Below are 26865 nucleotides of genomic sequence, written 5' to 3'. Positions count from 1 at the left end.
GGCGCTGCCGGGCCGGGTTCTGAACGGCCTGGCGTATCTGGTCCTGCTGCTGCTGGCCGGGATGGCGGGCGTGGCGCGGCTGTACCGGCTTCCCGACGCGCTGTGGTGCCGCGCCGCCGCCTGGCACACGCGCCGTGCCGCCCGTCCGCGGCGGTCCTGAACCATCGCGCATGACGGCGCGACCACGTGCGGCCCGCCGCCGACCGGGTTGCGACCTCCCGGATCCTGCCCCCGGGGAGCACGCTCAGAGGACGTCACGGAACTTGCTCGGGAAGCCTTCGCTTCTCAGCACAACGCGAAGGCTGGGCCAGGAACGATGTTGGAGAGCGAGACGCGGCCGACCGATCCGGAGCGCAGCCTGGTTCAGCGCCTGTTTGCCCGCTACGGCTCCACTGCGATCCTGGTCGTGGTTTTGCTGGTGGTCGTCGGCTGGATCGGAATCCTGGGCTGGGCGATGACGCGGCTTCTCAGCTGAGCCCCGATCGATCGGGACGGCCCTCACCCCCTGATTCGATGCGCCCGCTTACGGCGAACCGGTCTCCCTTTCGAGAGCGATCGCTCAAGCAGCCTCGTCCGGCATGATCGGGGCGTCGCGGCACAGACGCCAGAACTCGACCAGACCGAGCGAATAGGTGGCGAGGATCACGGCCGTCCAATGCATGATCGTGTCCTCTCGAGCGCCTTCGCCGCACCGGTATGCACGCGAAAGCTTGACGTTTTCTCTCCGGACTTATCCACCGGTCTAGATATGGCAATATAACGACAATAGCGTGGGACTACACCGGGGGCGGTGCATTTATTTTGCGCAATCCGGAATGAACGCAGGGTTCGGTGAGGCCGGCACCGGCCTCACCGCGCTGCGGCGCCCGTCATCCCGGGCTGCCGGCCGCGTGGGCAGCCCCGGTTTCATCCCGCCCGAGATCCACCACCACGATCTCGGGCGGGATACCCAGCCGCAACGGACGGCCCGCCACGAAGTGCGAGCCGAGCCCGGCCGAGACGATCAGGTCACGGTCGCCCTCGACGATATGGCCGTGGGCGTAGCGCAATCCGTAGCGCGACGGGATCCATGGGGACCAGCCCAGGATCCGCACCTGGCCGCCATGGGTATGGCCGGAGAGGGTGAGCGCGACCCGCGGGTCGAGGCCGGTGGCGAACAGGTCGGGCTCGTGCGCGAGCAGGATCGCGGCGCCGTCGGCGGGGACGTCCCGGAGGGCTTGCGCGAGGATCCGCGACCTCTGCCGGTCGAGCGGGTCCGGCGCCAGGGGGCGGCCGGGCGTCGCCTCGCTCTCGATCCCCACCAGCCAGAGCGGGGCCGGCACATCGAGCCGCACGGCCGCGTTCTCCAGGAAGACGATGCCGGCCGCCCGCAGGGCGCGCTCGGCCCGGGTCGGGCCGTGTCCGCGCCGAAGTGCGGCACGGTCGTCGCCCCAATCGTGATTGCCCTGGATGGCGTAGATTCCCCGCTTCGCCCGCAAACCGCTCAGGCGTTCGGCCACCGTCTCGAACGGGACCGCCCCCCGGCTTTGGGAGCCGTAATCGCCGAGCAGCACCGTGAGGTCCGGCTCCAGAGCATTGGTGCGCGCCACCACCTCGGTGATCGCGTCCGCGCCCATGCAGCGGGGATGGGCGTGGAAATCCGTGAGCACCGCAATCCGCAGGCGCAGACCGGCAGGCCACGGCGGCGGGCAGACCCGATAGCGCCGGATCTGGACCCGATGCGGCTCGAAGGCCGTCGCGTAGCCCGCCGTCACCAGGCTCCCGGCAGCCGCGCAGGCGGCGGCCAGGGTCGGGCGGGACAGGAGCGCGCGGCGTGTCAGCATCGGTCATCGGCTCGGCTGGACGTGGCGGGCTGGTACCACGGGTCGGGGGCTGGTGCGGCACGGGGTTGGAGGAACCGGAACCGATGCCGGATGACCTGTCCGCCGCGGCGATCCCGCCGGCCGGCATCGCGGCACGAGCGCTCAGCGGAGCAATCGAAGTGTACGAAGAAGGTGCAATCTCTTCGAACGTGTCGGAAGCCTCGCGTCCGGTACCCTCGACCTCGCGCCGCCATGACAATCGCAGCGTGCTATAGTTTCCGAATTCAGGTCAACATTCATCCGTTATATCGAACTCGGGACTTGATCGAACATATGTTTGCCGCCGACATCCAGTGAGTCAGTTATAAATCCTCGCAAAACAAATATGAATTTTTGCCGGCGACTGGCTCGCGATTGCAGATGTGGGGCCCGGATGCGATCGGGAATTCCGCTGTTTGATGAAAACAGTATTGATCTACGAGTTCCGGCATGTCATGAGACTATCAGTTCGCGGGCAGGCGTATCTTTGCTGCCCAGGATCGGTCCCATGCACGCCGTCTCTTTCCTCGCGCCGCCCGCCTGCGGGTCGGCCGCCGATCGTCGCGCCATCGCCCTGGCCAACGCCCACTGGTTTCGCGCCATGGCGTGGCGGGCGCTGCGCGACGGGTCGCCCAGGGGCGACATACGCGCCGCCAATGCCCGGGCTGCGGCCCGCATCGTCATACGCCAAGCCAAGCGCGACGCGCTGGTCAACCGATTGGTGACCGACGCCCTGGCGATCAGCGCCTGATCCGATCGGCAAGGCGGTCTGCGCGTCGGTGATACGGCGCGCGGCGAAAGCGTGACCCCTTCACCGGTGACCTCTCGGGCACCCGCGTCGCGCGGACGGCGCCGTCCGCGCGACGCGGCTCCGATCGGCTGCAGGCCCGGCGCAACCGCACCGCCGGCAGGACGCCGGCGCGCCCGGCTCAGCGTCCGTAGATGTCCTCGACGCGGATGATGTCGTCCTCGCCCGTGTACGACCCGACCTGGACCTCGATCAGCTCCAGCGGGATCTTGCCCGGGTTGTTCAGCCGGTGCATCGAGCCGATCGGCAGGTAGACCGCCTCGTTCTCGTGAACGAGCACCACCCGGTCGTCCACCGTCACCTCGGCGGTGCCGCGCACCACCATCCAGTGCTCGGCCCGGTGGTAGTGCTTCTGCAGCGACAGCCGCCCGCCCGGCACCACCTGGATCCGCTTCACCTGGAAGCGCTCGCCGATGTCGATCCGCTGGTACCAGCCCCACGGCCGGTACATCCGCAGATGCGCGTCCGCCTCCGGCTCGTTCGAGGCCCGCAGGGCGTTGACCAGCTGCTTGACTTCGCCCGAGCGGGCTTTGGACGCCACCAGCACCGCGTCCGGGGTCGACACGACCACCACGTCCTCGAGCCCGACCACCGCGGTCAGGCCGCCGCCCTGGCTGTGGACCAGGCTGTTCTTCGTCCCGATCAGCGAGACCCGGCCCCGCACCGCGTTGCCCTCGGCATCGTGGTCCAGCACCTGCCAGACCGCGTCCCAGGTCCCGACATCCGACCACGGGAACGACACCGGCAGCACGCCGGCCCGCGCCGTCCGCTCCATCACCGCGTAGTCGATCGAGATCTTGGGCGCCCGCGCGAAGGCCTCGGCATCCAGGCGCACGAAATCGAGGTCGGTCACCGCCGCGTCGAGTGCGGCGCGGGCGGCCTCGAGCACGTCCGGCACGAAGGCTTCGAGCTCGGCCAGCATCAGGTCGGCGCGGAACAGGAAGTAGCCCGAGTTCCACAGGGCGCCGTCCTCGATCAGCGCCTCGGCGCCGGCGCGGTCCGGCTTCTCGACGAACTTCTCCACCCGGGCGGCCCCGGGCGCTTCCGCGATCGGCGCGCCCCGGCGGATGTAGCCGTAATCGGAGGCCGGACGGGTCGGCTCGATGCCGAGCGTCATGGTGTAGCCGGCCCGCGCGCCGACGGCCGCCGCCCGGGCGGCGTCGACGAAGGCCTGCGTGTCGGGCACGACATGGTCGGCGGCCATGATCAGGACCACGGCCTGCGGGTCGATCGCGGCGGCGTGGAGCGCCGCCACCGCCACGGCGGCGGCGGAGTCGCGCCCCTGCAGCTCCAAGAGGATGTCGGCGCCGATCCCGAGCTGGCTGCACTGCTCAGCCACGATGAAGCGGGCCTCGGCCGAGGCGATCACGGTGGGCTTGGCGAACACGGCCGTATCCGACACCCGCGCCAGCGTCGCCTGGAAGGTCGAGCGCTCGGCATCGACCAGCCGGGCGAACTGCTTGGGCATGCTCTCACGCGAGGCCGGCCACAGGCGCGTCCCCGTGCCGCCGCACAGGATCATGGGGTAGACCGTACCGACAGGCTCAGCCATCGAAATCAATCTTTCGCACCAAGGTATAGGGTGGGTTCAAAACGAGACGATCGACGCAAACTCAATTCAGAAGGTCGAGCTGTCCGCCGGCTCGAGCGCTCGCCGCCGAAGTGGATACCGGTTCGGCGTCAGCGAGCGCGTTGACTCAAGGACTTAGAGCCGTTCCCGATCGCGCCGCGATCGGGAACGGCTCGAGCGGGGGGCGGTGACCCTGGTAACTCCGTGCGAGGACGCCGTCGATGAACTCACCCATCGCCGTGGAGAAGCGCTCGACGCTGAACTCCGAGGCCCGTTCGACGAGGGCTTCGGGCCTCGGCGCGATGGCTTTGCAACGCTCGATCGCGGCGATCAAGGCGTCCACCGCCTGGGCCACGATGGCGTCGAGGTCGTCGTGCCGGGGCTGCCAGCCGAGCCGCGACCGGATCCGGCCCGCCTCGGCCACAGCCGCACGTCGAAGTCCCGCCCCGAGATCCGCTTGACCACCTCGATCACCTCCAGCACCGAGTAGCCGCGCCCGTAGCCGCAATTCAGCGTCAGGCTTTCGCCGCCCCCGCGCAGGTGATCCAGCGCCACCCGGTGCGCCTCGGCCAGGTCCGAGACCTAGATGTAGTCGCGCAGGCACGAGCCGTCCGGGGTCGGGTAGTCCGTGCCGTACACGTCGAGCCGTTCGCGCCGGCCGAGCGCGGCCTGGGTCGCCACCTTGATCAGGTGCGTGGCGTCCGGGGTCGATTGCCCGGAACGCCCGGCCGGGTCGGCGCCCGCGACGTTGAAGTAGCGCAGCACCACGTAGGTGAAGCCGTGCGCGGCCGCCGCGTCTGCGATCATCCACTCGCTCATCAGCCTGGAGCGGCCGTAGGGGTTGATCGGGTTGAGCGGCAGGTCCTCGGGCACCGGCACCACCTCGGGCTCGCCGTAGACGGCCGCAGTGGAGGAGAAGATCACGTGGCGCACGCCCGCGCGGGTGGCGGCCTCGATCAGGGCACGGGTCTTGACGGTGTTGGCCAGGTAGTAGCCCAGCGGGTCGGCCACCGAGTCCGGCACGACGATCCGGTGCTGCAGGATGGTCTGGGTCACCAGCGCCTGGTCGGCAACGTCGCCGACCACGAGCTTGACGCCCTCCGGCACCGCCCAGTCGAACCCGGTGGACAGGTCGTCCAGCACCACGATCTCCTCGTGGCCGGCATCCAGCAGAGCCAGAACCATGTGGCTGCCGATATACCCGGCCCCCCCGTCACCAGAACCGCCATGTCGTCCGCTCCCTTACGAATCCGCGCTCATCTGTCCGACCGCCTATACAGAGCAATGACGCGGCTCGACCATCGGCATTTCTGCAAGTGGAAGGCCATGACGCCAGGATCATGACGGCCTGCACCTGACGGCCTCGTGAATCGGCCCGGCTCCCCGCCGCGCACATCCGACCGACCAGCTCCCGCCAGGCGTCGCGCGGATCGGACGCGGCGACGTGGACGCCTGCCGGGACAAGGCCAACAACCCGCACGCCATGCAGGGTCTGACGACGCCGTCGGGATGCAGAGCAGGCCCTCCGAGTGCGTAGTTTTCACCCATGCGACCGTTGTGCCGGTCCCCTGGCGCCCTCGATCACCTCCGCAAGCTGAACGCCGGCCGGGGTGGAGGTCTCGGCCTCCGGGAGTCGGTGAACGGGACTTGGGATGTCGACCTCGCGTGCGTCGCACCAAAGAATCGGCGCTCTCAGGCCGGTCGTCCCTAGACCGACACTATACGGACTCACGCCGAGACTGGATGGATGACAGCATCGTCCGCTCTCCCGTTGCACCAATGCCGGGGCTAATCCGCATGGCTACATTGCATAGCCGCATAATATGAACGCAAGTTAGACTGTGATTAGCCGTATAGCCGAGCTTGTAACAGGGTCAATAATTTGTTAGAAATGGCTATTAACAAGCCATTAACTATCCCGCCGCCATCTCGATCCAGAAAGCGAATCCATGCTGCGCGAGGCCGGCTCCCCAGTTTCACACCTCGCCTCTGCGCCGCACCATAAGGTTGAGATGTCGAACGTGGCCGATCAGATTGCCGGTCAGGTGAGCGAGGCGGCCGAGGCTGTTGCGGAGGCCGTTCTGCCGGAGACGCCGTTCGTGGCGCGGGGGCTTCGGCTCGACTGGGCGGCCAAGCGCGGGCTCGACATCGGGGTGGCGGCGACCGCCCTGTTCTTGCTGCTGCCGCTGCTGCTGCTGATCGCCGTGCTGGTCTGGGCCGGCGACCGCAAGGCGCCGATCTTCCGGCACATGCGGCTCGGCCGGGACGGGCGCAGCTTCGGCTGCCTGAAGTTCCGCTCGATGGTCACGGACGGCGAGGGCGTGCTGGCCGCGCACCTGGCCGCCAGCCCGCGCGCCCGGGCCGAGTGGGCGGCCACGCACAAGCTCTCCGACGACCCGCGCATCACCGCCATCGGCCAGGTGCTGCGCAAGACCTCGCTCGACGAGCTGCCGCAGCTGTGGAACGTCCTGCGCGGCGAGATGAGCCTGGTCGGGCCGCGCCCGATCGTGCAGGCCGAGGTCGCCCGCTACGGCCGGGCGTTCGCGACCTGCTTTGCCGTGCCGCCCGGCGTCACCGGGCTGTGGCAGGTCTCGGGCCGCTCCGACACCAGCTACGCCGAGCGCGTGGCGCTGGACCTGGACTACGCCAGCCGCTGGAGCCTGCGCCGGGACATCGCGATCATGCTGCGCACCGTCCCGGCCGTGCTCGCCCAGCGCGGCAGCAAGTAGCGCGGGCGTGCCCCGGCCGGCGCCGACGCGCGCGCCCGCCCTTTGGTGCGCGCAGCCCGGGGTCCGGGGTGATGCGGCGGGATCGTCATGAAGGGTCTGGTGCTGAACGCGCTGCTCGGGGTGGGTCTCGGGCGGTTCGGCTCGGTCTGGGGCCTGCCGGTGTTCCTGCCGGTGGTGGCGGCCGAACTCGCCTACGGGTTCCACCTCCACCACCTGAGCGCGGGCGGCAGCCTGCGGCGGGGCGCGGCGCTGCTGGTCTGCGGCCAGCTCGGCTTCCTGCTCGGCGCCCTGCTGCGGCCGCTGCCGGGCGAGCGGTGAGGCGCCGGAACTCGCCGTGGTCAACCGATTGCTCACCGAGGGGGCCGCGCCCGTGTCCGCGGCGGAGGGGGTTCAGTCTTGGACGAGAACGATCCGCACTGGGACGCCGACCCGCTCTGGTACGACCGGGCCGAGCCGGAGGCGCTGCCGGGCCGGGTTCTGAACGGCCTGGCGTATCTGGTCCTGCTGCTGCTGGCCGGGATGGCGGGCGTGGCGCGGCTGTACCGGCTTCCCGACGCGCTGTGGTGCCGCGCCGCCGCCTGGCACGCGCGCCGTGCCGCCCGACCGCGGCGGTCCTGAGATCGGATCGACCCGGCCTGGCCGGTGCCCCATCGCAATGCGACGTCCCGGCCCAGCAGCCCGGGCCATCACCGCCGGGCGCAGATGGCCCGGGCCTTCAAGGCGGTCGGCGCGGAACCCATCGCGAAGCAGTAGACGCTGCGCTCGTCCATGGCGGGGCGCTCCCCGCCGCTGCAGGTGCCGTTGACGGCGAATTCGTCGGCAGTGCAGCTTGCGACGCAGCGCCCGCCGGCCGTGCAGTCCTCGACCTGGACCCGCAGGGCCGCCGCCGCGACAGCCGCCTTGCCTTCGGGGCCGGCCGGCCCGGCCGGGCCGCGTTCGCCCCTCTCGCCCGCCGGACCCCGCGCACCAACCTGTCCCGCGGGTCCGGGCGGACCGGCGGCACCGGCAGGCCCCGGATCGCCCTTCGCGCCGCGCTCGCCCTGCGGTCCCTCCGGTCCCTGCTGGCCGGCCGCGCCCTGGGGGCCCCGCGGGCCGATCTCGCCCTTGGGCGTGTTCGCGGCCAGCATGATCGGAGCGGGATGGGCCGGCATCGCCGCGACCGGCTTCGCGGCGGTCGGCCGGGCGCAGTACCCGACGACGGCCTGCCGGCTGAGCGTTTCGGATTTCAGCGTCACCACGCAGGTTTCGGGGTGATAGGGGATCCTGAACGCGAAGCGCCCGTCCTGATCAGCGCGGGTGTCGAACTTGTCGTCCAGGACGACGCTGGCGGCGCGGGGCGGTGCCAGCGTACCGAACACCCTGAGATCGCCGTTCGAGATCATCGCCATATCCACGGCGATGTCTCCGGCAGCCTGCGCGGCCGATGACAGGGTGAAGAACGCGAAGACCAGAACCCAGCGCCGAGCCATCTCGAAGACCCCCAACCGTCCCAGGTTGAGGTGTAGCTGCGGGGCGATCGGATTTTCCCCGGCGCGGCGTACATATTTCGATGCCGCAGGCACGGCTTGAGCCTCTCCTTAAGGCGCAGGATCCGGACTTCCTCCGCCGGCCGACGGATGGCCTCTGCAGAACCGCCGCCCGGTGTCAGACCGGCCACCCGGACATCTCAACCTCCGAGGAGATCGAGGTATCGCGCGGCGGTATAGGTGGCCACCAAGGCGATCACGATCCCGGCGCCTCCGAAGATGCGGCCGAGCCAACGGTCGAAGACGATGGCGTCGCTGTCGGCCTGGCGCACGGCACACGCGACGCAATAGGTCCTGCCCGGGTCGATCGTCTGGCCACAGGAACGACAAAGGGTAGGCGTCGGCGGCATCAATCTCTCGTTCAGCGAAGCGGCTGCGCGGCTTGTCCGGTGTCGCCGTGTCGAAATCTAGGTGGAGGGGCATCCCGAGTCAGGAGCCGGGCCGCCGCCCTCGACAGATCGATGGCCGCCGCCGGGGTGACCGTCGGTCGCAGCCGGCTCGCGGCGCTCCCTATCCGGCGCTGCCTCAGGCCGTCTTCTTCCGGCCGCGGGCCTTCGCCTCGTCGCCTGCGGCGTTCGGCCGACCCAGGCCGATCGCCTTTGCCAGGAGGGACCGTCGTTCTGCGTAATCCGGTGCGACCAGCGGGTAATCCCGCGGCAATCCCCATTTCTCGCGATATTGCTCCGGCGTCAGACCGCGACCGGTGAGGTGCCGTTTCAAGGTCTTGTAGGGCTTGCCGTCCTCGAAGCTGATCAGTGCGTCGCGGCCGACCGAGCGTCGGATCTCGGCGGCGGACGGCTTTTCGACCGGCGACGCCACGACCGCCGAGGTATCGCCCTCGGCCGCCGCCTGCACGGCAGCATGGACGCTCGCGAGCAGTGTGGGCAGATCCGCAGCCTGCACATGGTTGTTCGACACATAGGCGGCCACGATATCGGCCGCCAGGCGTCTGAGATCAGGGTGCTGCGTATCGCGATCGTCGTTCATCACTGGCTCCTGGTGGCATAACCGTCGCTATACCCGTGCCGGACTACGAGCGGCGTGATGATCCGTTCCGATTTCCCGGTTTCATGTTCAGTGAACGTTAACAATATCTCTCCCGCTGTCGGAAGATAGTAAAATTCGTTAATATCTTGGCTCGATATTCATCAAACCAGCAGGGTAATAAATTATTACAGTCTTAGCCGTTCGATGGATGCGATTGGCGCTGTGATGAAAGTGATAGGCATACGTTCGATCCGACGGATGGCTGCGGGAGCATGTAATTACCTAGGCCTGTGACGGCTGGGATCAGGCACCGACGGTCTTGAGGATGGTGCCGAATGGGCCGTGGCCTGCGAGGCGTGCGGTATCGACGACGGTGCGGATGGCGGCCTCGCCCTCGGCGGCCCACATGGCGCGGTAGCCGTTGGTCACCTTCCGCTGGACGACCGCTGGGCGCAGCAGTCGCTCTGAGCCGTTGTTGGTCGGTTCGACCGCGCCGGGATGGGCGAGGAAGACGAGGAGCTGATCACGCGCCCGTCCGATCTTGGCCTGCAGGTCGCGGGTCAGGTCGCAGCGGCTCGGTGTGGCCAGGATGGCGCCGAGCTGTCGATCCAAGGTCCGGCGCTTGGCGGCGAGCGTCGAGGCGGCCAGATCGGTGACGCGCTCGGCCAGGCCGAATACCGTCTGCAACCAGAGCTGCAATCGCCAGGGCACGGGATCGTCGCTGACCTCGACGACGTAGGCGACGTCGCGGGCGAGATGGGCGAGGCAGGTCTGGTGCGCGGCGGCATGACCCTGCTGGGCGGTGTAGCGGTCTGAGATCCACACCGCGGGCCGGTGGCCGTCCATCATCTCCCGTATCACGATGGCGCCCCGCGTCGGCGAGGCCGTGTGCACCACGGCGTCGGCCGCGTGGAACACCCAATGATAAGCGTTGCTGCCCTCGATCCGGACGCCGGTCTCGTCCGAGGCGATCACAGCGGCCCGGCGCAGCGTCGAGACGGCCTCCTCGCGACCGGAGCGGAAGTGCCTCTGCGCGCGCTGAAGCAGGTTCATCAGCCCGCCCTGGCTGAGCGTCAGGCCGAACAGGTCCGACACGGCTGCCTGCAGTCGCTCGTAGGACAGCGCCTGGAAGGTCTTGAGATACGTCGCCACCGCATGCAGCCGTGGGCCGAACGGCGTGCCCCGCGCCGCCTCCGGCACCGGCGCGACGACCCGCACCCCGCAGGTCGGGCAGTGCACGGCCAACCGTCGATGCTGCGTCACCACCGGTGTCACCTCCGGCAACTCGATCCGCTCGGACACGCTCACGAGTTCGACAGGAAGATCTCCGTGCAGGGCGCCGCCGCAGCACGCGCAGCGGTCGGGCTGATGATCGACGACCGCGTCGGGATTGTCCCTCATCACACGGCTATGGCCCTCGTGGCCGGGCTTGGCCCCGCCAGGTTTGGATTGCTCGCGCCGCTCTTTGCGGTCTGTGGCGGGCGGCTTCGAGGACGTGCGAAAGGTCTTGTCCGGACGCTGCAGACGCAGCACCAGCTCATCCTGAGCCTGTCGAAGGATCGATCAGCTCCTCGCGGCTCAACCGCTCAAGATCGCTGCGCCCCATCCTACGAAGGAATCAGCGAAACCCGACCCGCGCAAGGGCCTGGGTAATTGCCTTTGGCGCCGCCCCGCGCTGCCAGCGTCGTCCTGGATGACAAGTTCGACACACGGGCCGATCAGGACGGGCGCTTCGCGTTCCAGATTCCCTACCATCCGGAGACCTGCGTGGTGACACTGAAATCCGAGTCCCTCAGCCGACAGGCCGTCGTCGGCTATTGCGCCCGGCCACCGGCCGTGAAGCAGGCCGCGGCGCATGCCGCACCCGTGATGCTTGCGGCGAACACGCCCAAGGGCGAGGTCGGCCCACGCGGTCCTCAGGGCGCGGCCGGTCAACAGGGTCCGGAAGGACCTCAAGGTGAGCGCGGCGCCAAGGGCGAGCCGGGGCCGGCTGGCCCCGCAGGACCACCCGGCCCTGCCGGACAGGTGGGCGCGAAAGGGCAGGCGGGCGAAAGAGGCGAACGTGGCCCGGCAGGACCGGCTGGGCCCGAGGGCAAGGCAGCTGTTGCCAACGTTGCTTTACGGGTTCAGGTCGAGGAGTGCACGACGGGAGGACGGTGCGTGGCCGCCTGCACCTCCGAAGAGTTCGCAGTGAACGGCACCTGTAGCGGCGGCGAGCGCCCCGCCATGGACGAGAGCAGCATCTACTGCTTTGCCCTGGGTTCAGTACCGACCGTCATGAAGGCCCGGGCGATCTGCGCGCGGCGTTGACGCGAACGTCGCATTGGAGAGAAACACTGAGTTTTCTTTTCTTTTGGCGGTCGGTTCGGATCACACATTGATACATTTTGAATGGTGCGCACTGCGCGGCAGAATTTCGTAATTTTTTTAGAGACTCGGATTGATCAATTGAGATAATAGAAAATAAGATTTATCGGCGCGACCGCTCTGATTCGATTAGTTGAGCCGGGATGGTTTGTCGTATCAAGTCGCGTATCACGCCTCGAGAATTTTGCTGCTGATGATCTCAGGCGACTTGCAGGGCAAGCTGGGGCGCCGGCCACAGCTTCCGGCTTTTGGCGTTGGCTGGGGTCTACATTGGCGGAAGCAGCGTGTAGCCGGCGCGGTGGACCTGCCGACGACGGGCTACTGAGTGCTGGCCTTGTACGCTGATGGTACGGCGGGTCTGGTCAGCCGCTAGACGCCCAAGCTTGACGCCGCACAGCGACAGGCGCTGACACGGGTTATCGAGGGTGGGTCAAACGCTGACCGATACGGCGTGGTACGCACGTGGCGAAGGTTCTGGCTGACTGAATTTACGCGAGCTTCGGGGGCAGTCTGGACGAAAGTACGTTTGGCTGCACCATCAAGCAGATAGGCTTCAGTAAGCTGACGGTCCGCCCTCGCCACAACAAGCAGGATCGGGCTGCGCTCCCCGTGTTTGAAAAACCTCCCCGCCGCCGTGAATGCAATCCATATTTGCCTGCTCGCGTATGCCAGCCGCCCGGCACGGCTATTAAGGTGTCATGGTAGGATGATGCTCACGCCGGTCAAAAGAGCACACAGTCGCAGCGTGAGACATGCAGCGGGACACGGCCCACGGCGCCCCAGGATTGGCACACGGCGTATGCCTATATCTTTGAAAAGATCTATCCTCAGAAGGGAAAGGCCGCCGGATTTGTTCTACCCCGGTGAGACAGGTAGGCGATAAGCCTGCATAGGGCTCAGATTATCTAAAGCGTCGTGCCCCGGGCCCGCGCCATACTGATACGTGCTGACACAGGGCTCACGAGATCGTCGTGCTAGACAACATCATCTTGCCCAAACTGCTGCCTTGCGCGCCTCTACTCATGCCGGTGTTTTTCGAAAAATTATTGTAAGAATGTAGGGAAATTCAGATGCAATAACCGCTTCTACGAATGTATCGTCGTGGCATGCCTCTTCATCATCGACCGGTGCTGCCAGGTTTAAATTGTCCTTTCTGTCAAATTTGAAAAATCATGCGCGATGTTTTGCGCGTATGGATATTTTTGGTTTGATTATAATCGAAATTTGTGACTCATATATAATGATGCCCGTTATGCCTGTCGTCTTCACGGGCTTTTCTCAGCACTTCGTCCGCAAATTTTGATGGCGAACCGGTGTTTCCGTATGCTCGGAGAGGGCATCTGGACAATCGCCGACTGATTTCATGTCGGCAACGAGCATATTCCACTGGACTGCTTGAGCGATTGGAGCGTGAATAGTCACGTCACGAAGCAGCCGGCTGCCGTGAGTCGAAGCGAGCTTCCTGGGAGCGGGCAAGGGCATCCGACCGATCGCGTTACCCCGCAAGCCCATTGGGCATGTGCGGGGCCAAGGCAGTGGCGGGGCTAGTCCCGTCACGAGCCCGAGGCGCGCTATGCAAACCCCATTTTTCATTCAGATCATCCTTTCCCCGGCCGCCCATGTCGGACATCCGGCGCCGCTTTTGTGCCCTGGCTCCACGGCGAGCCTGCACGTCGCATCGTGCGCCGCCCCGCGGACGTGAGTGCGAGCATGTCGAACCGTAGCATCTCCTGGGCCGCCGCTCTGCGCGACTTGAAATCCGATCGCACCGTCCGTTCGGCGGTTCGCGAAGAACGTCTGCGCACCAGCACGGGCCTGCGCGGCGCGTGCCTCCTGCCGATGAGCGCTTGGCGCGGATCCTCGAGCCGGCGTTATGTCGTCGTGATCCAGCCGCTCGATACCGTCGATTTGGTCGCAGACGACCCCGCAGTCGTCCTCGCCGTTGCCCGTGATGCCCAAGCGCAGGCTTCAATCGTCGCTGTCCGGGCCTGCGACCCTGGGGATCCAGGTTTTCTGGGCTGGCTGGCCGCCTGCGCCACGCTTGGAGCGCGCGAACTGCACGCTTACCGGTTGGCAGGAAACAAGGCTGAACGTCATGCGATCGCGGCTGACCTCGGTGGGCCCGCCTTGTCCGCGGCCATGGGGGTGGCGTGATGCCCCGGCGCGAGTTCAGCAAGGCGGTGCTTCGTGCCGCCCTCGCACGTGCGGACGGGCGATGCGAAGGCGTGCTCGTGAACGGCGGCCGTTGCCCCTGCACCTTGCAGACTGGGTGGTTCGACTACGACCATATCGTGCCGGCCGCGTTGGTCGACGATGCGTCCCTCGAGAATTGCCAGGTGCTGTGCCGGCCGTGTCACGCCGCCAAGACGGTGCTGGATGTCGGCGTGATCGCGCGGGTGCACCGGATGCGCGATCGGCATCTGGGCATTGCCGACCCGAGACGGCGTTCCTTGCCTGGCAGCAAAGCCAGCCCGTTCAAGCGTCTGATCGGTGGTGGCGTCATCTGTCGCTATACGGGGAAGCGTCTTGACAGACGAGACCGATCGAGGGACCCGTAGAGACCTTTCATTCTGGTCGAGTAATACCGATTTTCATTGATCAGAACCCATGAGCCAGGCGCGCAGTCCTATAGAGATGATGCGCCGGGGTCGGTCGATGAGGGTATTCCAGGCGTGGCAGCAGTGGTCGAGGATGTCAGCGTAGAATTTGAAGACGCGGTTGCCGAGCCAGTTGTCGCGCATGAATTGTCAGAGGTTCTCCACGGGGTTCAGTTCGGGGGAGCGAGCCGACAGGGGCAATAGGGTGATGTTGGCGGGCACGACGAGTTTCTTGGTTGTGTGCCAGACCGCTCGACCGAGCAGCAGGACGGGGTGCGCACCGGTGGCGACGACCTGGGCGATCTCTTCGAGATGCAACGCCATCGCCTCGGTGGTGCAGCGGGGCATGACGAGGCCGGCCCCTTTGCCGCGGGCGGGGCAAATCGCGCCATCCTTCGACAGGCTCAGGATGAGGGATGTAGGCGGAGGCGGTGCGTTGGTCCTTCGGCGCCGCAGGTCGCGTGCCGCGCTTGGCCCAGCGGCGGGTGATGGTGTTCTTCTGGCCGACCCGAGCCTCGTCGGCGAACCAGATCTCTATCGGCTTGCCGCCGACGGCCTGCGCGATCTCCGCCATGCGGGCGGGGGAGGCTTTTAAAAAGCCGGGGTGGCGTCCGTGCCCTGGGCGTGATGGCGCCGGGCGGGCGGAGAGCTTGCGGTAGCCCAAGGCTCGCAGGACCCGGCTCAGCGTCTGCTCGGACACCGACATGCCGTGATCCTCGAACAGGATCTGGACGAGATCGACCAGCCGCCAGCGCACCACCCCGTGGGCGGCCGGCATCGGCCCCTGCTCAATCAACGCGCGCAGCGCCTCCCGCTGCTTGACGTTCAAGCGCGGGCGAGTTCCAGGCGCCTTGCCGCCGATCAGCCCGCTCGGACCGTGCGCGTTGAACGCCACGACCCAGTCCCGCACCGTCTAAAGCCCAACCCCGCCGAAAGCGGCAGCGGCCGAGCGCGAGCCGCCCGCATAGATCGCCGACAAAGCCAGCAGGCGCCGTGTTTGGGCGGGATCACGCGCGCACCTGGCCAAGGTGCGCAGGCCGTCAGCGTCAAAGCCTGACCGCAGCGGTACCGGAGCAGCCATGACATCCTCCTCGGGCTCCAAACCCGAAGATAGAATCACCCCTCAGCCGCTGATGCTACCCCGTGAGTCGCGCTTAACGAGGGGCGGTATAAAACGTTTCATTCTGGTCGAGAAAGTGCGCGGGGTCGCCCGTACGAGTGACGCCTGTCAACGTAATACCTGCTTCCAGAATTTAACTTTTGATCGCAGCTCTGGTGTCCGAGGTCAAAAAAATTTTTGCCCCGTCTCGCCGTCGATCCGCCGAGTCAGTCTGGGCTATTGAAGCCGAGCTATACTTGCCCTGAACGTGCCTGGCCATAGCCGAGGACTAGGTTCGAGGTCTAGGCTACCATCACCACTATTTATCTGATATGTAGGATGCGGATGGGTATCTTCGGTAAAATTCGATTGAATTGTTCCCGGTGCCGGCCGATTAGTATATGGAGTAGGGCTGGCTCGATCGCGTCTGTCTGCGCTTGGGGAGCAGGGCATCTTTTGAAGCAAGTCCCCGAATTTGAGCCCATCTCAGCTTCGAGCAATTCGTACCTCAACGGCCGTTCTGTTTTATCGTCGATCCGCGTCTGAGGGCTAACGCGTTCGATAGATAAGCGGGAAGGCTTTCCGGAAAGCGCCATTGACGCCAAGGCGCGGATTTGATTACTAATGGTGTTGCCCCGCTTCGGCGGGGATTGGAAAGCATTCGCCAGCCGTCCGCTTTGGGAAGTGCTGCAGCGTAAGCCTTTCGGTTTAACTCCTCCTTAGGTGCAGGAGGCGGCAGCCCAGCTCCGTCCGTGTTCGGCGAGCGATGTGGCAGCGGGGAACGGTTTCGGCTCGTTGGGTCCAACCCCAGCGTTTTGTCGTTGCTCGCGTTCCTGCGGTCACTCACTCGTCTGATGCAGGTCTAGAGCTCAATGTCTACCCAAAAACCAATCCCAGTCCGTCAACGTGGCGCGCACGTTAACACCGCTCGCGCGGTGCTCGACACCGGGCCGTCCGGGGCGGCGCCGGCCATTGCCATCATTTACCAGCCGATCACGGCACTTCGGCCACTTGATCGCCCACTGCGCAGGCGCGGCAAGGGACAGGTCGAACGCCTCGCCGCCAACATCGAGCGGTTTGGCTGCGTCGTGCCTGTTCTCGTGACTTCTGATGGTACGATCATCGACGGCCACGCTATCTATGAAGCTTGTCGGAGGCTTGGACACCCGACATTGCCCACGATTATCATCGATCATCTGTCAGACAACGAGGTCAAAGTTCTCCGCCTCTCGCTTAATCGGGTCGCCGTAAGTACTACCTGGGACTCCGAAGCCCTTGCGAGCGAGTTCGCGCACCTGCTCGCTGTTGAACCCGATCTCGTCGCGTTCACCGGGTTCAATTTGCCGGAGATTGATTTAGCCCTGACGTCGTCCTGCATCGACGGCACCGACTCAACCGACGCCCTTCCAGAGGTACCGGCGACCGCAGTCTCGCGCCTCGGGGATATCTGGGAGTTTACCGGCAGTCACCGGCTGTTGTGTGGAAACGCCCGTGCCGGTGAGAGCTACGACGCCGTGCTCGCCAGCCAGCGCGTCCAGAAGTTAGCGACGGATCCGCCCTATGGGTGTGCCATTCGCGGTTACGCCAGCGGCAGGCACGGGGAATTCGTCGAAGGCTCCGGTATGGGTGATGCTGAGGCGACCGTGTTCTTCGAGGGCTTCCTCGGTGCAATGGTCCCACATCTCGAGGACGGTGCGATCGCCGAGATGTTCATCGATGCGCGCGGGATGCTCCCACTGTTGACCGCCGCGCGGGGCGCTGGTCTGACCCAGCTCACGACCTGCGTCTGGGATAAAGGCGTAGGTGGAATGGGCTCGCTCTATCGGCAGCAAACTGAATTCGTGCTGGTGATGAAGCACGGGCGGGCTCGGCACATCAACAACATCGCGTTGGGTCGGCATGGGCGCAACCGCACTACGATCTGGTCAGCGCCAGGGCTGAACGGGTTCGGGCGCGGGCGGGAGGAGGCGTTGGCCCTCCACCCGACTGTGAAACCGGTCGGGCTGATCGCAGACGCATTGCTCGACACCTCGAACCGCGGCGGCCTGATCCTCGACCCGTTCTGCGGGTCGGGTACGACCCTGCTCGCAGCCCATCGCACCGGCCGGATCGGGTACGGTACAGAGCTCGACCCGATCTACGTCGACGTTGCCGTCCGGCGGATGGAAGCTCTGACGGGGGCGCCCGCGCGCCATGCAGGCACGGGACTCACCTTCGCGGAGGAGGCTCAGCAGCGGGCACACGAGCCATCGGCCCAGCAGCCGGCCGCGGCCGTCGCGTCGGACGCGTGAGGAGGTCGCAATGTCCGATGAGCCGATCGAGTCGAATGACAATGTCGTCGCACGCGATGAAGATCTCGCGCCCCAGAGTTACTGCGCGGATGCTGAAGGTGTTGCACGGCCAAAGCCCGCCCGTACCGGCGGAGGCCGCTTTTCGCGGGGGCAGTCCGGTAACCCGAGGGGGCGGCCCCGCAAGCAGCCTGAGCCTTTCGTCGCGATGATGAAGCGCGTCTTGAACGAGCCTGTCCCGCTCAATCGTGGAGGGAGGCAGACTGAGATGTCATGCAGCGAGGTGGTGTTTCGTTCAATGTGCCGCGAGGCGATGACTAATCCGCGTGTTGGCAAGGAGGTCTTTAAGCTGGTGGCGGAGCACGAGGCGGTGGCCGTTGCTGACCAGACGAACGTAGACCCAGCGCAAAGTGAGGCTATGTACCAGAATTACTACATCCGGATTCGACGTCAGATACTCGCCGAACTCTCGCTGGCAGATGCAGCAAACACAGACGCGAGCGACAACGACAATCCGGGGCCCGGGTCCGATTCGGAGCAAACGCCGTGATCATGTCCGCCGCCATGATGTCGGTCGCGCTACGCACGGACTTAGTCACCTTCGTCGAGCAGGCCTTCGCGACGCTCGAGCCGGGAACACCGTTCGCGTCGAACTGGCACTACGAACACTTGTGCTGGGCCCTCGAGCGGGTGCTTTGCGGTGAGGTGAGCCGGTTGATCATCAACGTACCGCCGCGCTCGGGCAAGTCGATCATCGCCAGCGTCGCCTTCCCGATGTTCGCGCTGGGTCACGACCCGGGTCGGCGCGTGATCTGCATCTCGCATACCGAGGATCTGGCCCGAAAGTTCAGCCTTGATCGACGCCTAGTGGCGCAGAGTCCGTGGTTTGGCCAGGCGTTCCCGGGTTTCCGGCTGACGGGCTCCAGGCCCCGCGACCTCGAATTAACGACGACGTTGCGCGGCTCGGTGTTCGCGGCTGGTATGGGTGGGGCGGTGCTCGGGCGCGGCGCCGATCTCATCGTGATCGACGATCCGATCAAAGCGGTGGACGCGTTCTCAAAGGCCGAGCGTCGGCGGGTCAACGAGGCGTTCGACAACACCTTGCTCACGCGCCTGAACGACAAGCGCCGCGGTGCCATTGTCATCGTGATGCAGCGACTTCATGTCGACGACCTCGTCGGCCATGTCCGTGAACGAGATGACTGGGAGATGGTGTCACTGCCCGCGATCGCGACGGAGGATACCTGTCATCGACTCAGTGATGTGCCCGGGGACGTGTACCGGCGTCGGGTCGGTGAGTTGTTGCATGCCGAGCGCGAGCCGATGGCGGTTTTAGAGCAGATGCGGCGCGCCCAGGGCTCGCTGACCTTCCAGGCACAGTACCAGCAGGACCCTGCGCCTATTGGTGGTAATGTGATCCAGCGCTCGTGGCTGCGCAGGTACGACATGCCCCCTAGCCGCTTCGATCGGATCGTGGCCTCCTGGGATACCGCCTCGACGCTGTCCGAGTCGAGCGATTGGTCGGTGGGCACGGTCTGGGGTGCGGCGGGGCTGGATTACTATCTCCTCGACGTGGTCCGAGGGCGATGGGAGTTTTGGGAGTTGCGTCGGGAGGTTGTGGCGCTGAGCAAGCGCTGGGATGCGAATGTGACGTTGATCGAAAAAACCCAACTCGGGCACGCGCTGCTGCAGGATCTGCGTCGGACAAAGCTCTTGGCACCAATCTTGGTCGAGCCGCGCCACGACAAGGAAACGCGGCTGTTGGCACAATCAGCTCGGTTTGAGGCAGGTCAGGTGCATCTCCCGACTGATGCGCCGTGGCTGGGCGAATACCTCGGCGAATTGCTGGCTTTTCCGAATGGTCGCCACGACGATCAGGTAGATGCCACCACGTATGCCCTGCATTACTTGACTGGGAGCCAGCCTCGGGTTGAACCAAGGGTTAGGCGGACCCGCGAAAGCATTCGGGGGTTACGTCCGAAGCTTCGATCTAATTCTTCAGCAAATCTTGCTGTGGACAGCCCAGATGATGGATCAAAACGGCCGCGCCTCATTTCAGTTCCAGCCACTTGGGAGCCTGGTGACGTGATCCTATGACCTAAGTACGAAGCCTTTAAGGAAAAAAATTTGTTTCAGAAAAGACGCGGCTGGGTTGTTCTGCGTCTAATTTGGTCGGCAGTGCTGCACCACAGGGCGTCCGGGAGCCGATACAGCCGCATCACGCCCGCCATCCCGGCCAGCACCAGCAGGACCAGATACGCCAGACCGTTCAGTAGCAGGCCCGGCAGAACCTCCGGCTCGGCCCGGTCGTACCAGATCGGGTCGGCGTCCCAGTGCGGATCGTTGTCGTCCAAGACTGAACCCCCCTCCACCGCAGGCACAGGCGCGGCCCCCTCGGTTAGCAATTCGTTGACCAAGCCGAGCTCCGGCACCTCACCGCTCGCCCGGGAGCGGCCGCAGAAGGGCGCCGAGCAGAAAGCCGAGTTGCCCGCAGACCAGCAGCGCCGCGCCACGCCGCAGGCTGTCGCCCGCGCTCAGGTTGTGAATGTGTAACCCATAGGCGAGTTCAGCCGCCACCACCTCAGGAACACCGGTAGGCCCCAAACCGAGCCGAACCGCCCGAGACCCACCCCGAGCAGCGCGTTCAGCAGCAGGCCCTTCATCGTGATCCCGTCGGCAATCCGGTCGCCGCACCCCGGTTCCCGGGATGCGCGTTCCGGACAGCACCACCGCGCGCACGCGCAGGCCGGGGCACGCCTGGGCTATTTGCTTCCGCGCTGGGCGAGCACGGCCGGGACGGTGCGCAGCATGATGGCGATGTCCCGGCGCAGGCTCCAGCGGCTGGCGTAGTCCAAGTCGAGCGCCACGCGCTCGGCGTAGCTGGTGTCGGAACGGCCCGAGACCTGCCACAGGCCGGTGACGCCGGGCGGCACGGCAAAGCAGGTCGCGAACGCCCGGCCGTAGCGGGCGACCTCGGCCTGCACGATCGGGCGCGGGCCGACCAGGCTCATCTCGCCGCGCAGGACGTTCCACAGCTGCGGCAGCTCGTCGAGCGAGGTCTTGCGCAGGACCTGGCCGATGGTTGTGATGCGCGGGTCGTCGGAGAGCTTGTGCGTGGCCGCCCACTCGGCCCGCGCCCCAGCGCTGGCGGCCAGGTGTGCAGCCAACACCACCTCGCCGTCCGTGACCATCGAGCGGAACTTGAGGCAGCCGAAGCTGCGCCCGTCCCGGCCGAGCCGCATGTGCCGGAAGATCGGCGCCTTGCGGTCGCCGGCCCAGACCAGCACGGCGATCAGCAGCATCAGCGGCAGCAGCAGGAACAGCGCGGTCGCCGCCACCCCGATGTCCAGCCCGCGCTTGGCCGCCCAATCCAGCCGAAGCCCACGGGCCACGAACGGCGTCTCCGGCAGCACCGCTTCCGCCACAGCCTCGGCTGCCTCGCTCACCTGACCGGCCACGTTCGACATCTCAACCCTATGGTGCGGCGCAGAGGCAAGGTGTGAAACTGGAGAGCCGGCCTCGCGCAGCATGGATTGGCTTTCTGGATTGAGATGGCGACGAGATAGTTAACGACTTGTTAGTGGCCATTTCTAACGAACTATTAGCCCCGTTACAAGCTCGGCTATGTGGCCAATCGCAGTCTAGCGTGTGTTTATATTGAGAAGATATGTAATGTATCCATGCAAATTAGGTCCGGAATTGGCGAAGCGAGAGAGAGGGCGGTGGTGGCATCCATCAGGTCTCGGCGTAAATCGGTACAGTGTCGGTATAGAGATGACCGGTGTTAGGGCGCCGTTTCTTTGGTGCGACGCACGCGAGGTCGACATCTCCAGTCCCGTTTACCGCCTCCCAGATGCCCAGACCTCCAGCCCGGGCGACGTTCAGCTTGTGGGGGCATCGAGGGCCCCAGGGGACCAACACTAGGGTCAAATTGACAAAAACTACGTACTCGAAGGTTCGGAGCTGCATCCTGACGGCGACGTCTAAACCTGCATCTCGTGCAGTTTGTTGGCCTCGTCCCTGCATGCATGAGGCCACTTCACGGCGTCCCATCCGCGCAACGGAAGGCGGGATCTGATCGCTCAGATGTGGGACGCTTGGAGCCCAGCCGAGTGTCGCGGTGGTCAGGTTTAGAGCGTCATGCCGCTCGCCTCGCAGAAATGCTGATGGTGGAGTCGCTTCATTGCTCTGTATAGGCAGTCGGACATCTGAGCGTGAAGCCGTAGGGGAGCGGACGACATGGCGGTTCTGGTGACGGGGGGGGCCGGGTATATCGGCAGCCACATGGTTCTGGCTTTGCTGGATGCCGGCCACGAGGAGATCGTGGTGCTGGACGACCTGTCCACCGGCTTCGACTGGGCCGTGCCGGAGGGCGTCAAGCTCGTGGTCGGCGACGTCGCCGACCAGGCGCTGGTGACCCAGACCATCCTGCAGCACCGGATCGACGCGCTCGCCCACTTCGCCGCCCGGATCGTCGTGCCGGACTCGGTGGCCGACCCGCTGGGCTACTACCTGGCCAACACCGTCAAGACCCGTGCCCTGATCGAGGCCGCCACCCGCGCGGGCGTGCGCCACGTGATCTTCTCCTCCACCGCGGCCGTCTACGGCGAGCCCGAGGTGGTGCCGGTGCCCGAGGACCTGCCGCTCAACCCGATCAACCCCTACGGCCGCTCCAAGCTGATGAGCGAGTGGATGATCGCCGACGCGGCGGCGGCGCACGGCTTCACCTACGTGGTGCTGCGCTACTTCAACGTCGCGGGCGCCGACCCGGCCGGGCGTTCCGGGCAATCGACCCCGGACGCCACGCACCTGATCAAGGTGGCGACCCAGGCCGCGCTCGGCCGGCGCGAACGGCTCGACGTGTACGGGACGGACTACCCGACCCCGGACGGCTCGTGCCTGCGCGACTACATCCAGGTCTCGGACCTGGCCGAGGCGCACCGGGTGGCGCTGGATCACCTGCGCGGGGGCGGCGAAAGCCTGACGCTGAATTGCGGCTACGGGCGCGGCTACTCGGTGCTGGAGGTGATCGAGGTGGTCAAGCGGATCTCGGGGCGGGACTTCGACGTGCGGCTGTGCCCGCGCCGGCCCGGCGACCCGGCCCGGATCGTGGCCGAGGCGGGCCGGATCCGGTCGCGGCTCGGCTGGCAGCCCCGCCACGACGACCTCGACGCCATCGTGGCCCAGGCGCTGGCCTGGGAGGACAAACTCAGTACGCGCAATCGGATCTAATCGACGCTAAAGCGTGGTAATACAGGACTCAAGATATGAATCCTGGCAGAGGATGCGTGAATGAGAGTTGCAATCGTACATTATTGGCTCGTGGGCATGCGCGGCGGTGAGAAAGTCGTCGAAGCCCTGTGCAAGATGTATCCCCAGGCCGATATCTTCACCCACGCCTACGCCCCGGATTCGATCTCGCCCGTCATCAAGGCCCACCGTATCCAGACCTCGTTCATCGGCCGGCTCCCGTTCTCCGCGACGCGCTATAAATCCTATCTGCCGCTGATGCCGATGGCCCTCGAGCAGCTCGACCTGCGCGGGTACGATCTCGTGATCAGCAGCGAATCCGGGCCGGCCAAGGGCATCATCCCGCCCTCGAACGCGACCCATATCTGTTACTGCCATTCCCCGATGCGCTACGTCTGGAACATGTTCCACGATTACCGCGAGCGGACGGGGTTCCTGAACCGCCTGCTGATGCCGCCGGCCGCGCATTACATCCGGAACTGGGATGCGATCTCGGCGAGCCGGGTCCACGAGTTCGTGGCGAATTCGGCGACCGTGGCGCGCCGGATCGAGACCTATTACCGGCGCAGCGCCACCGTCATCTATCCCCCGGTCGACACTGATGCGTTCGGTCCCGTTCCCGAGCAGGAACGCGGCGATTACCACCTGATGGTCGGCGAGCTGGTCCGCTACAAGCGCCCAGAACTGGCCATCGAAGCGTTCAACCGCCTGCAGAAGCCCCTCGTGGTGATCGGTGGCGGCGAGATGCTGCGCGAGTTGCGGAGCCTGGCCGGCCCGCACGTCACGATGCTCGGCCCGCAACCCTTCGCGGTGTTGAAGCATCATTATGCCCGGTGCCAGGCCCTGATCTTCCCCGGCGAGGAGGATTTCGGGATCGTGCCCGTGGAGGCCATGGCGAGCGGACGGCCGGTGATCGCATACGGAAAGGGCGGCGCGACGGAGACCGTCCAGGAGGGGGTGACCGGGACCTTCTTCCACGAACAATCGGTGGACGCCTTGATCGCCGCGATCGAGCGTTGCAAAGCCATCGCGCCGAGGTCCGAGGCCCTCGTCGAGCGGGCCTCAGAGTTCAGCGTCGAGCGCTTCTCCACGGCGATGGGTGAGTTCATCGACGGCGTGCTCGCAAGGGGTTACCAGGGTCATCGCCCCCCGCTGGCCGGTGGACAGCTCGACCTTCTGAATTGAGGTTGCGTCGACCGTCTTGTTTTAAGCCCACCCTATAACTTGGCGCGAAAGATTAATTTTGATGTCTGAGTCTGTCGGTGCAGTCTACCCCATGATCCTGTGCGGCGGCACGGGGACGCGCCTGTGGCCGGCTTCGCGCGAGAGCATGCCCAAGCAGTTCGCCCGGCTGGTGGACGCGGAACGCTCGACCTTTCAGGCGACCCTCGCGCGGGTGTCGGATACGGCCGTGTTCGCCAAGCCCACGGTGATCGCCTCGGCCGAGGCCCGGTTCATCGTGGCCGAGCAGTGCAGCCAACTCGGGATCGGCGCCGACATCCTGCTGGAGCCACAGGGGCGCGACTCCGCCGCCGCCGTGGCGGTGGCGGCCCTCCACGCCGCAGCGATCGACCCGCAGGCCGTGGTCCTGATCATGGCCGCCGACCACGTCGTGCCGGACACGCAGGCCTTCGTCGACGCCGCCCGGGCGGCAGCCGTCGGCGCGCGGGCAGGCTACACCATGACGCTCGGCATCGAGCCGACCCGGCCGGCCTCCGATTACGGCTACATCCGCCGGGGCGCGCCGATCGCGGAAGCGCCCGGGGCCGCCCGGGTGGAGAAGTTCGTCGAGAAGCCGGACCGCGCCGGCGCCGAGGCGCTGATCGAGGACGGCGCCCTGTGGAACTCGGGCTACTTCCTGTTCCGCGCCGACTTGATGCTGGCCGAGCTCGAAGCCTTCGTGCCGGACGTGCTCGAGGCCGCCCGCGCCGCGCTCGACGCGGCCGTGACCGACCTCGATTTCGTGCGCCTGGATGCCGAGGCCTTCGCGCGGGCGCCGAAAATCTCGATCGACTACGCGGTGATGGAGCAGACGGCGCGCGCCGGCGTGCTGCCGGTGTCGTTCCCGTGGTCGGATGTCGGGACCTGGGACGCGGTTTGGCAGGTCCTGGACCACGACGCCGAGGGAAACGCGGTGCGGGGGCGGGTGTCGCTGATCGGGACGAAGAATAGCCTGGTCCACAGCCAAGGCGGCGGCCTGACCGCGGTGGTCGGGCTCGAGGACGTGGTGGTCGTGTCGACCCCGGACGCGGTGCTGGTGGCGTCCAAAGCCCGCTCGGGCGAGGTTAAGCAGCTGGTCAACGCCCTGCGGGCCTCGAACGAGCCGGAGGCGGACGCGCATTTGCGGATGTACCGGCCGTGGGGCTGGTACCAGCGGATCGATATCGGCGAGCGCTTCCAGGTGAAACGGATCCAGGTGGTTCCGGGCGGGCGGCTGTCGCTACAGAAGCACTACCACCGGGCCGAGCACTGGGTGGTGGTGCGCGGCACCGCCGAGGTGACGGTGGACGACCGGGTTGTGCTGGTCCACGAGAACGAGGCAGTCTATCTGCCGATCGGCTCGATGCACCGGCTGAACAACCCTGGGAAAATCCCGCTTGAGCTGATCGAGGTGCAGGTTGGATCCTATACAGGCGAGGATGATATCATTCGCGTTGAGGACATTTACGGACGCTAAGTAAAATACACTTTTGGGGCGGATTGTTCTAATAAAGAAAATGGCGTTGAGCGAGCGTGTGAAAACAAGAACCAGACAATTCCGGCCGAGTAATCCATGCGACGTCAGATCTGAAATAAAGGAAAGCTGCCTCACTCACCGTCGATCGGAATTCCAAAACCGGATAAAGTCACAAATTTTTTGTAAAACCAGGCTTCTATGACGGTCTATCGATCCAAATGCCCAATTCTGTCAATGGGTCACACGTGAATTTTGGATTCCCCATGCTGTCTGTAAGTTCGGGACGATCCGAGAAAACAATAGGCGACGCGAACCGAATATTGTAATTGGCGAACCTCGTGACACGGCAGGACTGCAAGTCGTCAGACAAGTTTGCAGCCCGAGTCCGCAGAAAGGGTATGTTTAGGTCGGCGTTTGAGCCTCGGCGAGCACCACGACTCGTGCTCGGCATTAACTGCGGCTTTGCAAAGAAATAAGACGGTTCGTTGAAACGACTATAGAAGCACCCTTATGCGCCGAGGAACAAACTCATCCGTCGGCTCACGCGGCGGCAACTTGACAAGAAACAACAGCTTGTACGCTACTGTCTGTAGTTAGCAAGACCGAGATTCGACGCCACATTGTTCAACCCTGAACTTGAGGCCCGTATCGGGCACCTGTCTCGTACAGACAACAAAACTCATGTCTTGCATCTTGAGAAATGCACTGCGATTCGACGGAGAAGGATCACGATTTTGATTAGCACGAACGCTACGATCCACTTATGGATGCTAAAGACCTTTGGCGGGCGTGTACCCGCAAGCCCTTATCGATGCCCACGTCAGGCGCCGTACAACGCTCGACGACCCTTCTAAGCGACGACTAACCAGCGCTATTTCCTTTCGGTATTTTACTTCCGATTTACCTATGGCGCCTGCTACGAAAGAATCTCAAGCTTTGATCGATATGTTATGAGAATTATATTACAAATGGACCGCGAAATTAGATCTTACGGCTTTCAATTTTACTGGGGGAGGGGGCTTCTCATGCCGTCAAAATTGAAATTGAGGTGAGTCCAAGCAAGCTTTCTTCACAAACGCAAATTCGGCCACGAGACCTAAAATACGCCTTATGATACCCATTGTAT

Annotated in this window: 23 protein-coding genes and 3 pseudogenes; 15 read left to right on the top strand and 11 right to left on the bottom strand. The window is 65.3% G+C overall.

Annotation, left to right across the window (positions count from 1 at the left end; translation table 11 throughout):
- Nucleotides 1-319: 319 nt before the first annotated feature.
- Entirely contained in the window at nucleotides 320-475 is a 156-nt protein-coding gene (locus FV233_RS30415) for a hypothetical protein (protein WP_210249491.1), read from the top strand.
- A 394-nt stretch (nucleotides 476-869) separates the two neighbouring features.
- On the opposite strand, the gene FV233_RS18160 is transcribed toward FV233_RS30415, so the two are convergent.
- The gene (locus FV233_RS18160; protein WP_147898320.1) at nucleotides 870-1823 is read right to left on the bottom strand and encodes a metallophosphoesterase; all 954 of its coding nucleotides are present in this window, start codon (nucleotides 1821-1823) and stop codon (nucleotides 870-872) included.
- 83 nt (nucleotides 1824-1906) lie between these two features.
- Between FV233_RS18160 and FV233_RS30410 the strand changes: the two genes are divergently transcribed.
- Nucleotides 1907-2077, top strand: a complete 171-nt coding sequence (locus tag FV233_RS30410) for a hypothetical protein (RefSeq protein WP_187278148.1) — start codon at nucleotides 1907-1909, stop codon at nucleotides 2075-2077.
- A 272-nt stretch (nucleotides 2078-2349) separates the two neighbouring features.
- Nucleotides 2350-2592, top strand: coding sequence for a hypothetical protein (locus FV233_RS18155; protein WP_147898319.1), 243 nt, complete (start codon nucleotides 2350-2352; stop codon nucleotides 2590-2592).
- Between the two features lie 178 nt (nucleotides 2593-2770).
- On the opposite strand, the gene FV233_RS18150 is transcribed toward FV233_RS18155, so the two are convergent.
- Entirely contained in the window at nucleotides 2771-4201 is a 1431-nt protein-coding gene (locus tag FV233_RS18150; protein ID WP_187278147.1) for a mannose-1-phosphate guanylyltransferase/mannose-6-phosphate isomerase, read from the bottom strand.
- 145 nt (nucleotides 4202-4346) lie between these two features.
- A pseudogene (galE, locus tag FV233_RS18145) lies at nucleotides 4347-5448 on the bottom strand (UDP-glucose 4-epimerase GalE).
- 783 nt (nucleotides 5449-6231) lie between these two features.
- Here galE (FV233_RS18145) and FV233_RS18140 point away from each other — a divergent pair.
- From FV233_RS18140 to FV233_RS18130, 3 genes are all read left to right on the top strand, one after another.
- Nucleotides 6232-6948, top strand: a complete 717-nt coding sequence (locus FV233_RS18140; protein WP_246690017.1) for a sugar transferase — start codon at nucleotides 6232-6234, stop codon at nucleotides 6946-6948.
- An 87-nt stretch (nucleotides 6949-7035) separates the two neighbouring features.
- Nucleotides 7036-7266 (top strand): hypothetical protein, encoded by a 231-nt coding sequence (locus FV233_RS18135; RefSeq protein ID WP_147898317.1) that lies wholly within the window; start codon nucleotides 7036-7038, stop codon nucleotides 7264-7266.
- 78 nt (nucleotides 7267-7344) lie between these two features.
- On the top strand, nucleotides 7345-7566 hold the full coding sequence (locus tag FV233_RS18130; protein ID WP_147898316.1) for a hypothetical protein: 222 nt from the start codon (nucleotides 7345-7347) through the stop codon (nucleotides 7564-7566).
- Between the two features lie 68 nt (nucleotides 7567-7634).
- Here the strand turns inward: FV233_RS18130 and FV233_RS18125 are convergent, their stop codons facing one another.
- The 4 genes and pseudogenes from FV233_RS18125 to FV233_RS18110 all read right to left on the bottom strand — a co-directional run bounded on the left by FV233_RS18125 (nucleotide 7635) and on the right by FV233_RS18110 (nucleotide 11067).
- Nucleotides 7635-8417 carry a collagen-like protein gene (locus FV233_RS18125; protein WP_246690016.1) on the bottom strand — a complete coding sequence of 261 codons (783 nt, stop codon included), beginning with the start codon at nucleotides 8415-8417 and terminating at the stop codon, nucleotides 7635-7637.
- A gap of 197 nt (nucleotides 8418-8614) precedes the next feature.
- Entirely contained in the window at nucleotides 8615-8824 is a 210-nt protein-coding gene (locus FV233_RS18120; protein WP_147898315.1) for a hypothetical protein, read from the bottom strand.
- A 175-nt stretch (nucleotides 8825-8999) separates the two neighbouring features.
- Nucleotides 9000-9461 carry a MucR family transcriptional regulator gene (locus tag FV233_RS18115; protein ID WP_147898314.1) on the bottom strand — a complete coding sequence of 154 codons (462 nt, stop codon included), beginning with the start codon at nucleotides 9459-9461 and terminating at the stop codon, nucleotides 9000-9002.
- Between the two features lie 303 nt (nucleotides 9462-9764).
- Nucleotides 9765-11067 (bottom strand): annotated as a pseudogene (locus FV233_RS18110) (IS66 family transposase).
- A 53-nt stretch (nucleotides 11068-11120) separates the two neighbouring features.
- On the opposite strand from FV233_RS18110, the gene FV233_RS18105 reads away from it, so the two are divergent.
- The 3 genes from FV233_RS18105 (at nucleotide 11121) to FV233_RS18095 (ending at nucleotide 14386) form a co-directional block, all read left to right on the top strand.
- Nucleotides 11121-11771, top strand: a complete 651-nt coding sequence (locus FV233_RS18105; RefSeq protein WP_147898313.1) for a collagen-like protein — start codon at nucleotides 11121-11123, stop codon at nucleotides 11769-11771.
- Nucleotides 11772-13538: 1767 nt separating this feature from the next.
- The gene (locus FV233_RS18100; protein ID WP_147898312.1) at nucleotides 13539-13982 is read left to right on the top strand and encodes a hypothetical protein; all 444 of its coding nucleotides are present in this window, start codon (nucleotides 13539-13541) and stop codon (nucleotides 13980-13982) included.
- Nucleotides 13982-14386, top strand: coding sequence for an HNH endonuclease signature motif containing protein (locus FV233_RS18095; RefSeq protein WP_147898311.1), 405 nt, complete (start codon nucleotides 13982-13984; stop codon nucleotides 14384-14386). Before FV233_RS18100 ends, FV233_RS18095 begins: the two co-directional genes overlap by 1 nt.
- 33 nt (nucleotides 14387-14419) lie before the next feature.
- Here the strand turns inward: FV233_RS18095 and FV233_RS18090 are convergent.
- Nucleotides 14420-15545 (bottom strand): annotated as a pseudogene (locus FV233_RS18090) (IS630 family transposase).
- Nucleotides 15546-16459: 914 nt separating this feature from the next.
- Between FV233_RS18090 and FV233_RS18085 the strand changes: the two are divergent.
- The 3 genes from FV233_RS18085 to terL are packed head-to-tail and all read left to right on the top strand — an operon-like array spanning nucleotide 16460 to nucleotide 19909.
- Nucleotides 16460-17815, top strand: a complete 1356-nt coding sequence (locus FV233_RS18085) for a DNA methyltransferase (RefSeq protein WP_187278146.1) — start codon at nucleotides 16460-16462, stop codon at nucleotides 17813-17815.
- A gap of 10 nt (nucleotides 17816-17825) precedes the next feature.
- Nucleotides 17826-18362, top strand: coding sequence for a DUF5681 domain-containing protein (locus FV233_RS18080; RefSeq protein ID WP_147898309.1), 537 nt, complete (start codon nucleotides 17826-17828; stop codon nucleotides 18360-18362).
- A 2-nt stretch (nucleotides 18363-18364) separates the two neighbouring features.
- Nucleotides 18365-19909, top strand: a complete 1545-nt coding sequence (terL, locus tag FV233_RS18075) for a phage terminase large subunit (protein ID WP_238261991.1) — start codon at nucleotides 18365-18367, stop codon at nucleotides 19907-19909.
- 35 nt (nucleotides 19910-19944) lie between these two features.
- On the opposite strand, the gene FV233_RS18070 is transcribed toward terL, so the two are convergent.
- The 3 genes from FV233_RS18070 to FV233_RS18060 all read right to left on the bottom strand — a co-directional run bounded on the left by FV233_RS18070 (nucleotide 19945) and on the right by FV233_RS18060 (nucleotide 21342).
- The gene (locus FV233_RS18070) at nucleotides 19945-20166 is read right to left on the bottom strand and encodes a hypothetical protein (RefSeq protein ID WP_147898307.1); all 222 of its coding nucleotides are present in this window, start codon (nucleotides 20164-20166) and stop codon (nucleotides 19945-19947) included.
- Between the two features lie 79 nt (nucleotides 20167-20245).
- Nucleotides 20246-20389 carry a hypothetical protein gene (locus FV233_RS31195; RefSeq protein ID WP_238261973.1) on the bottom strand — a complete coding sequence of 48 codons (144 nt, stop codon included), beginning with the start codon at nucleotides 20387-20389 and terminating at the stop codon, nucleotides 20246-20248.
- A gap of 185 nt (nucleotides 20390-20574) precedes the next feature.
- Nucleotides 20575-21342, bottom strand: a complete 768-nt coding sequence (locus FV233_RS18060) for a sugar transferase (RefSeq protein ID WP_147898306.1) — start codon at nucleotides 21340-21342, stop codon at nucleotides 20575-20577.
- A gap of 709 nt (nucleotides 21343-22051) precedes the next feature.
- Between FV233_RS18060 and galE (FV233_RS18055) the strand changes: the two genes are divergently transcribed.
- The 3 genes from galE (FV233_RS18055) to FV233_RS18045 all read left to right on the top strand — a co-directional run bounded on the left by galE (FV233_RS18055) (nucleotide 22052) and on the right by FV233_RS18045 (nucleotide 25739).
- Nucleotides 22052-23044, top strand: a complete 993-nt coding sequence (galE, locus tag FV233_RS18055) for a UDP-glucose 4-epimerase GalE (protein WP_147898305.1) — start codon at nucleotides 22052-22054, stop codon at nucleotides 23042-23044.
- Between the two features lie 60 nt (nucleotides 23045-23104).
- On the top strand, nucleotides 23105-24247 hold the full coding sequence (locus FV233_RS18050) for a glycosyltransferase (protein ID WP_147898304.1): 1143 nt from the start codon (nucleotides 23105-23107) through the stop codon (nucleotides 24245-24247).
- Nucleotides 24248-24308: 61 nt separating this feature from the next.
- Nucleotides 24309-25739 (top strand): mannose-1-phosphate guanylyltransferase/mannose-6-phosphate isomerase, encoded by a 1431-nt coding sequence (locus tag FV233_RS18045; protein ID WP_147898303.1) that lies wholly within the window; start codon nucleotides 24309-24311, stop codon nucleotides 25737-25739.
- Nucleotides 25740-26865: the final 1126 nt, after the last annotated feature.

This window comes from Methylobacterium sp. WL7, assembly GCF_008040085.1.
Classification (GTDB): Bacteria; Pseudomonadota; Alphaproteobacteria; order Rhizobiales; family Beijerinckiaceae; genus Methylobacterium; species Methylobacterium mesophilicum.
Note: the sequence above shows the minus strand (reverse complement) of the source record. Positions and strands in the feature narration are given on the sequence as shown.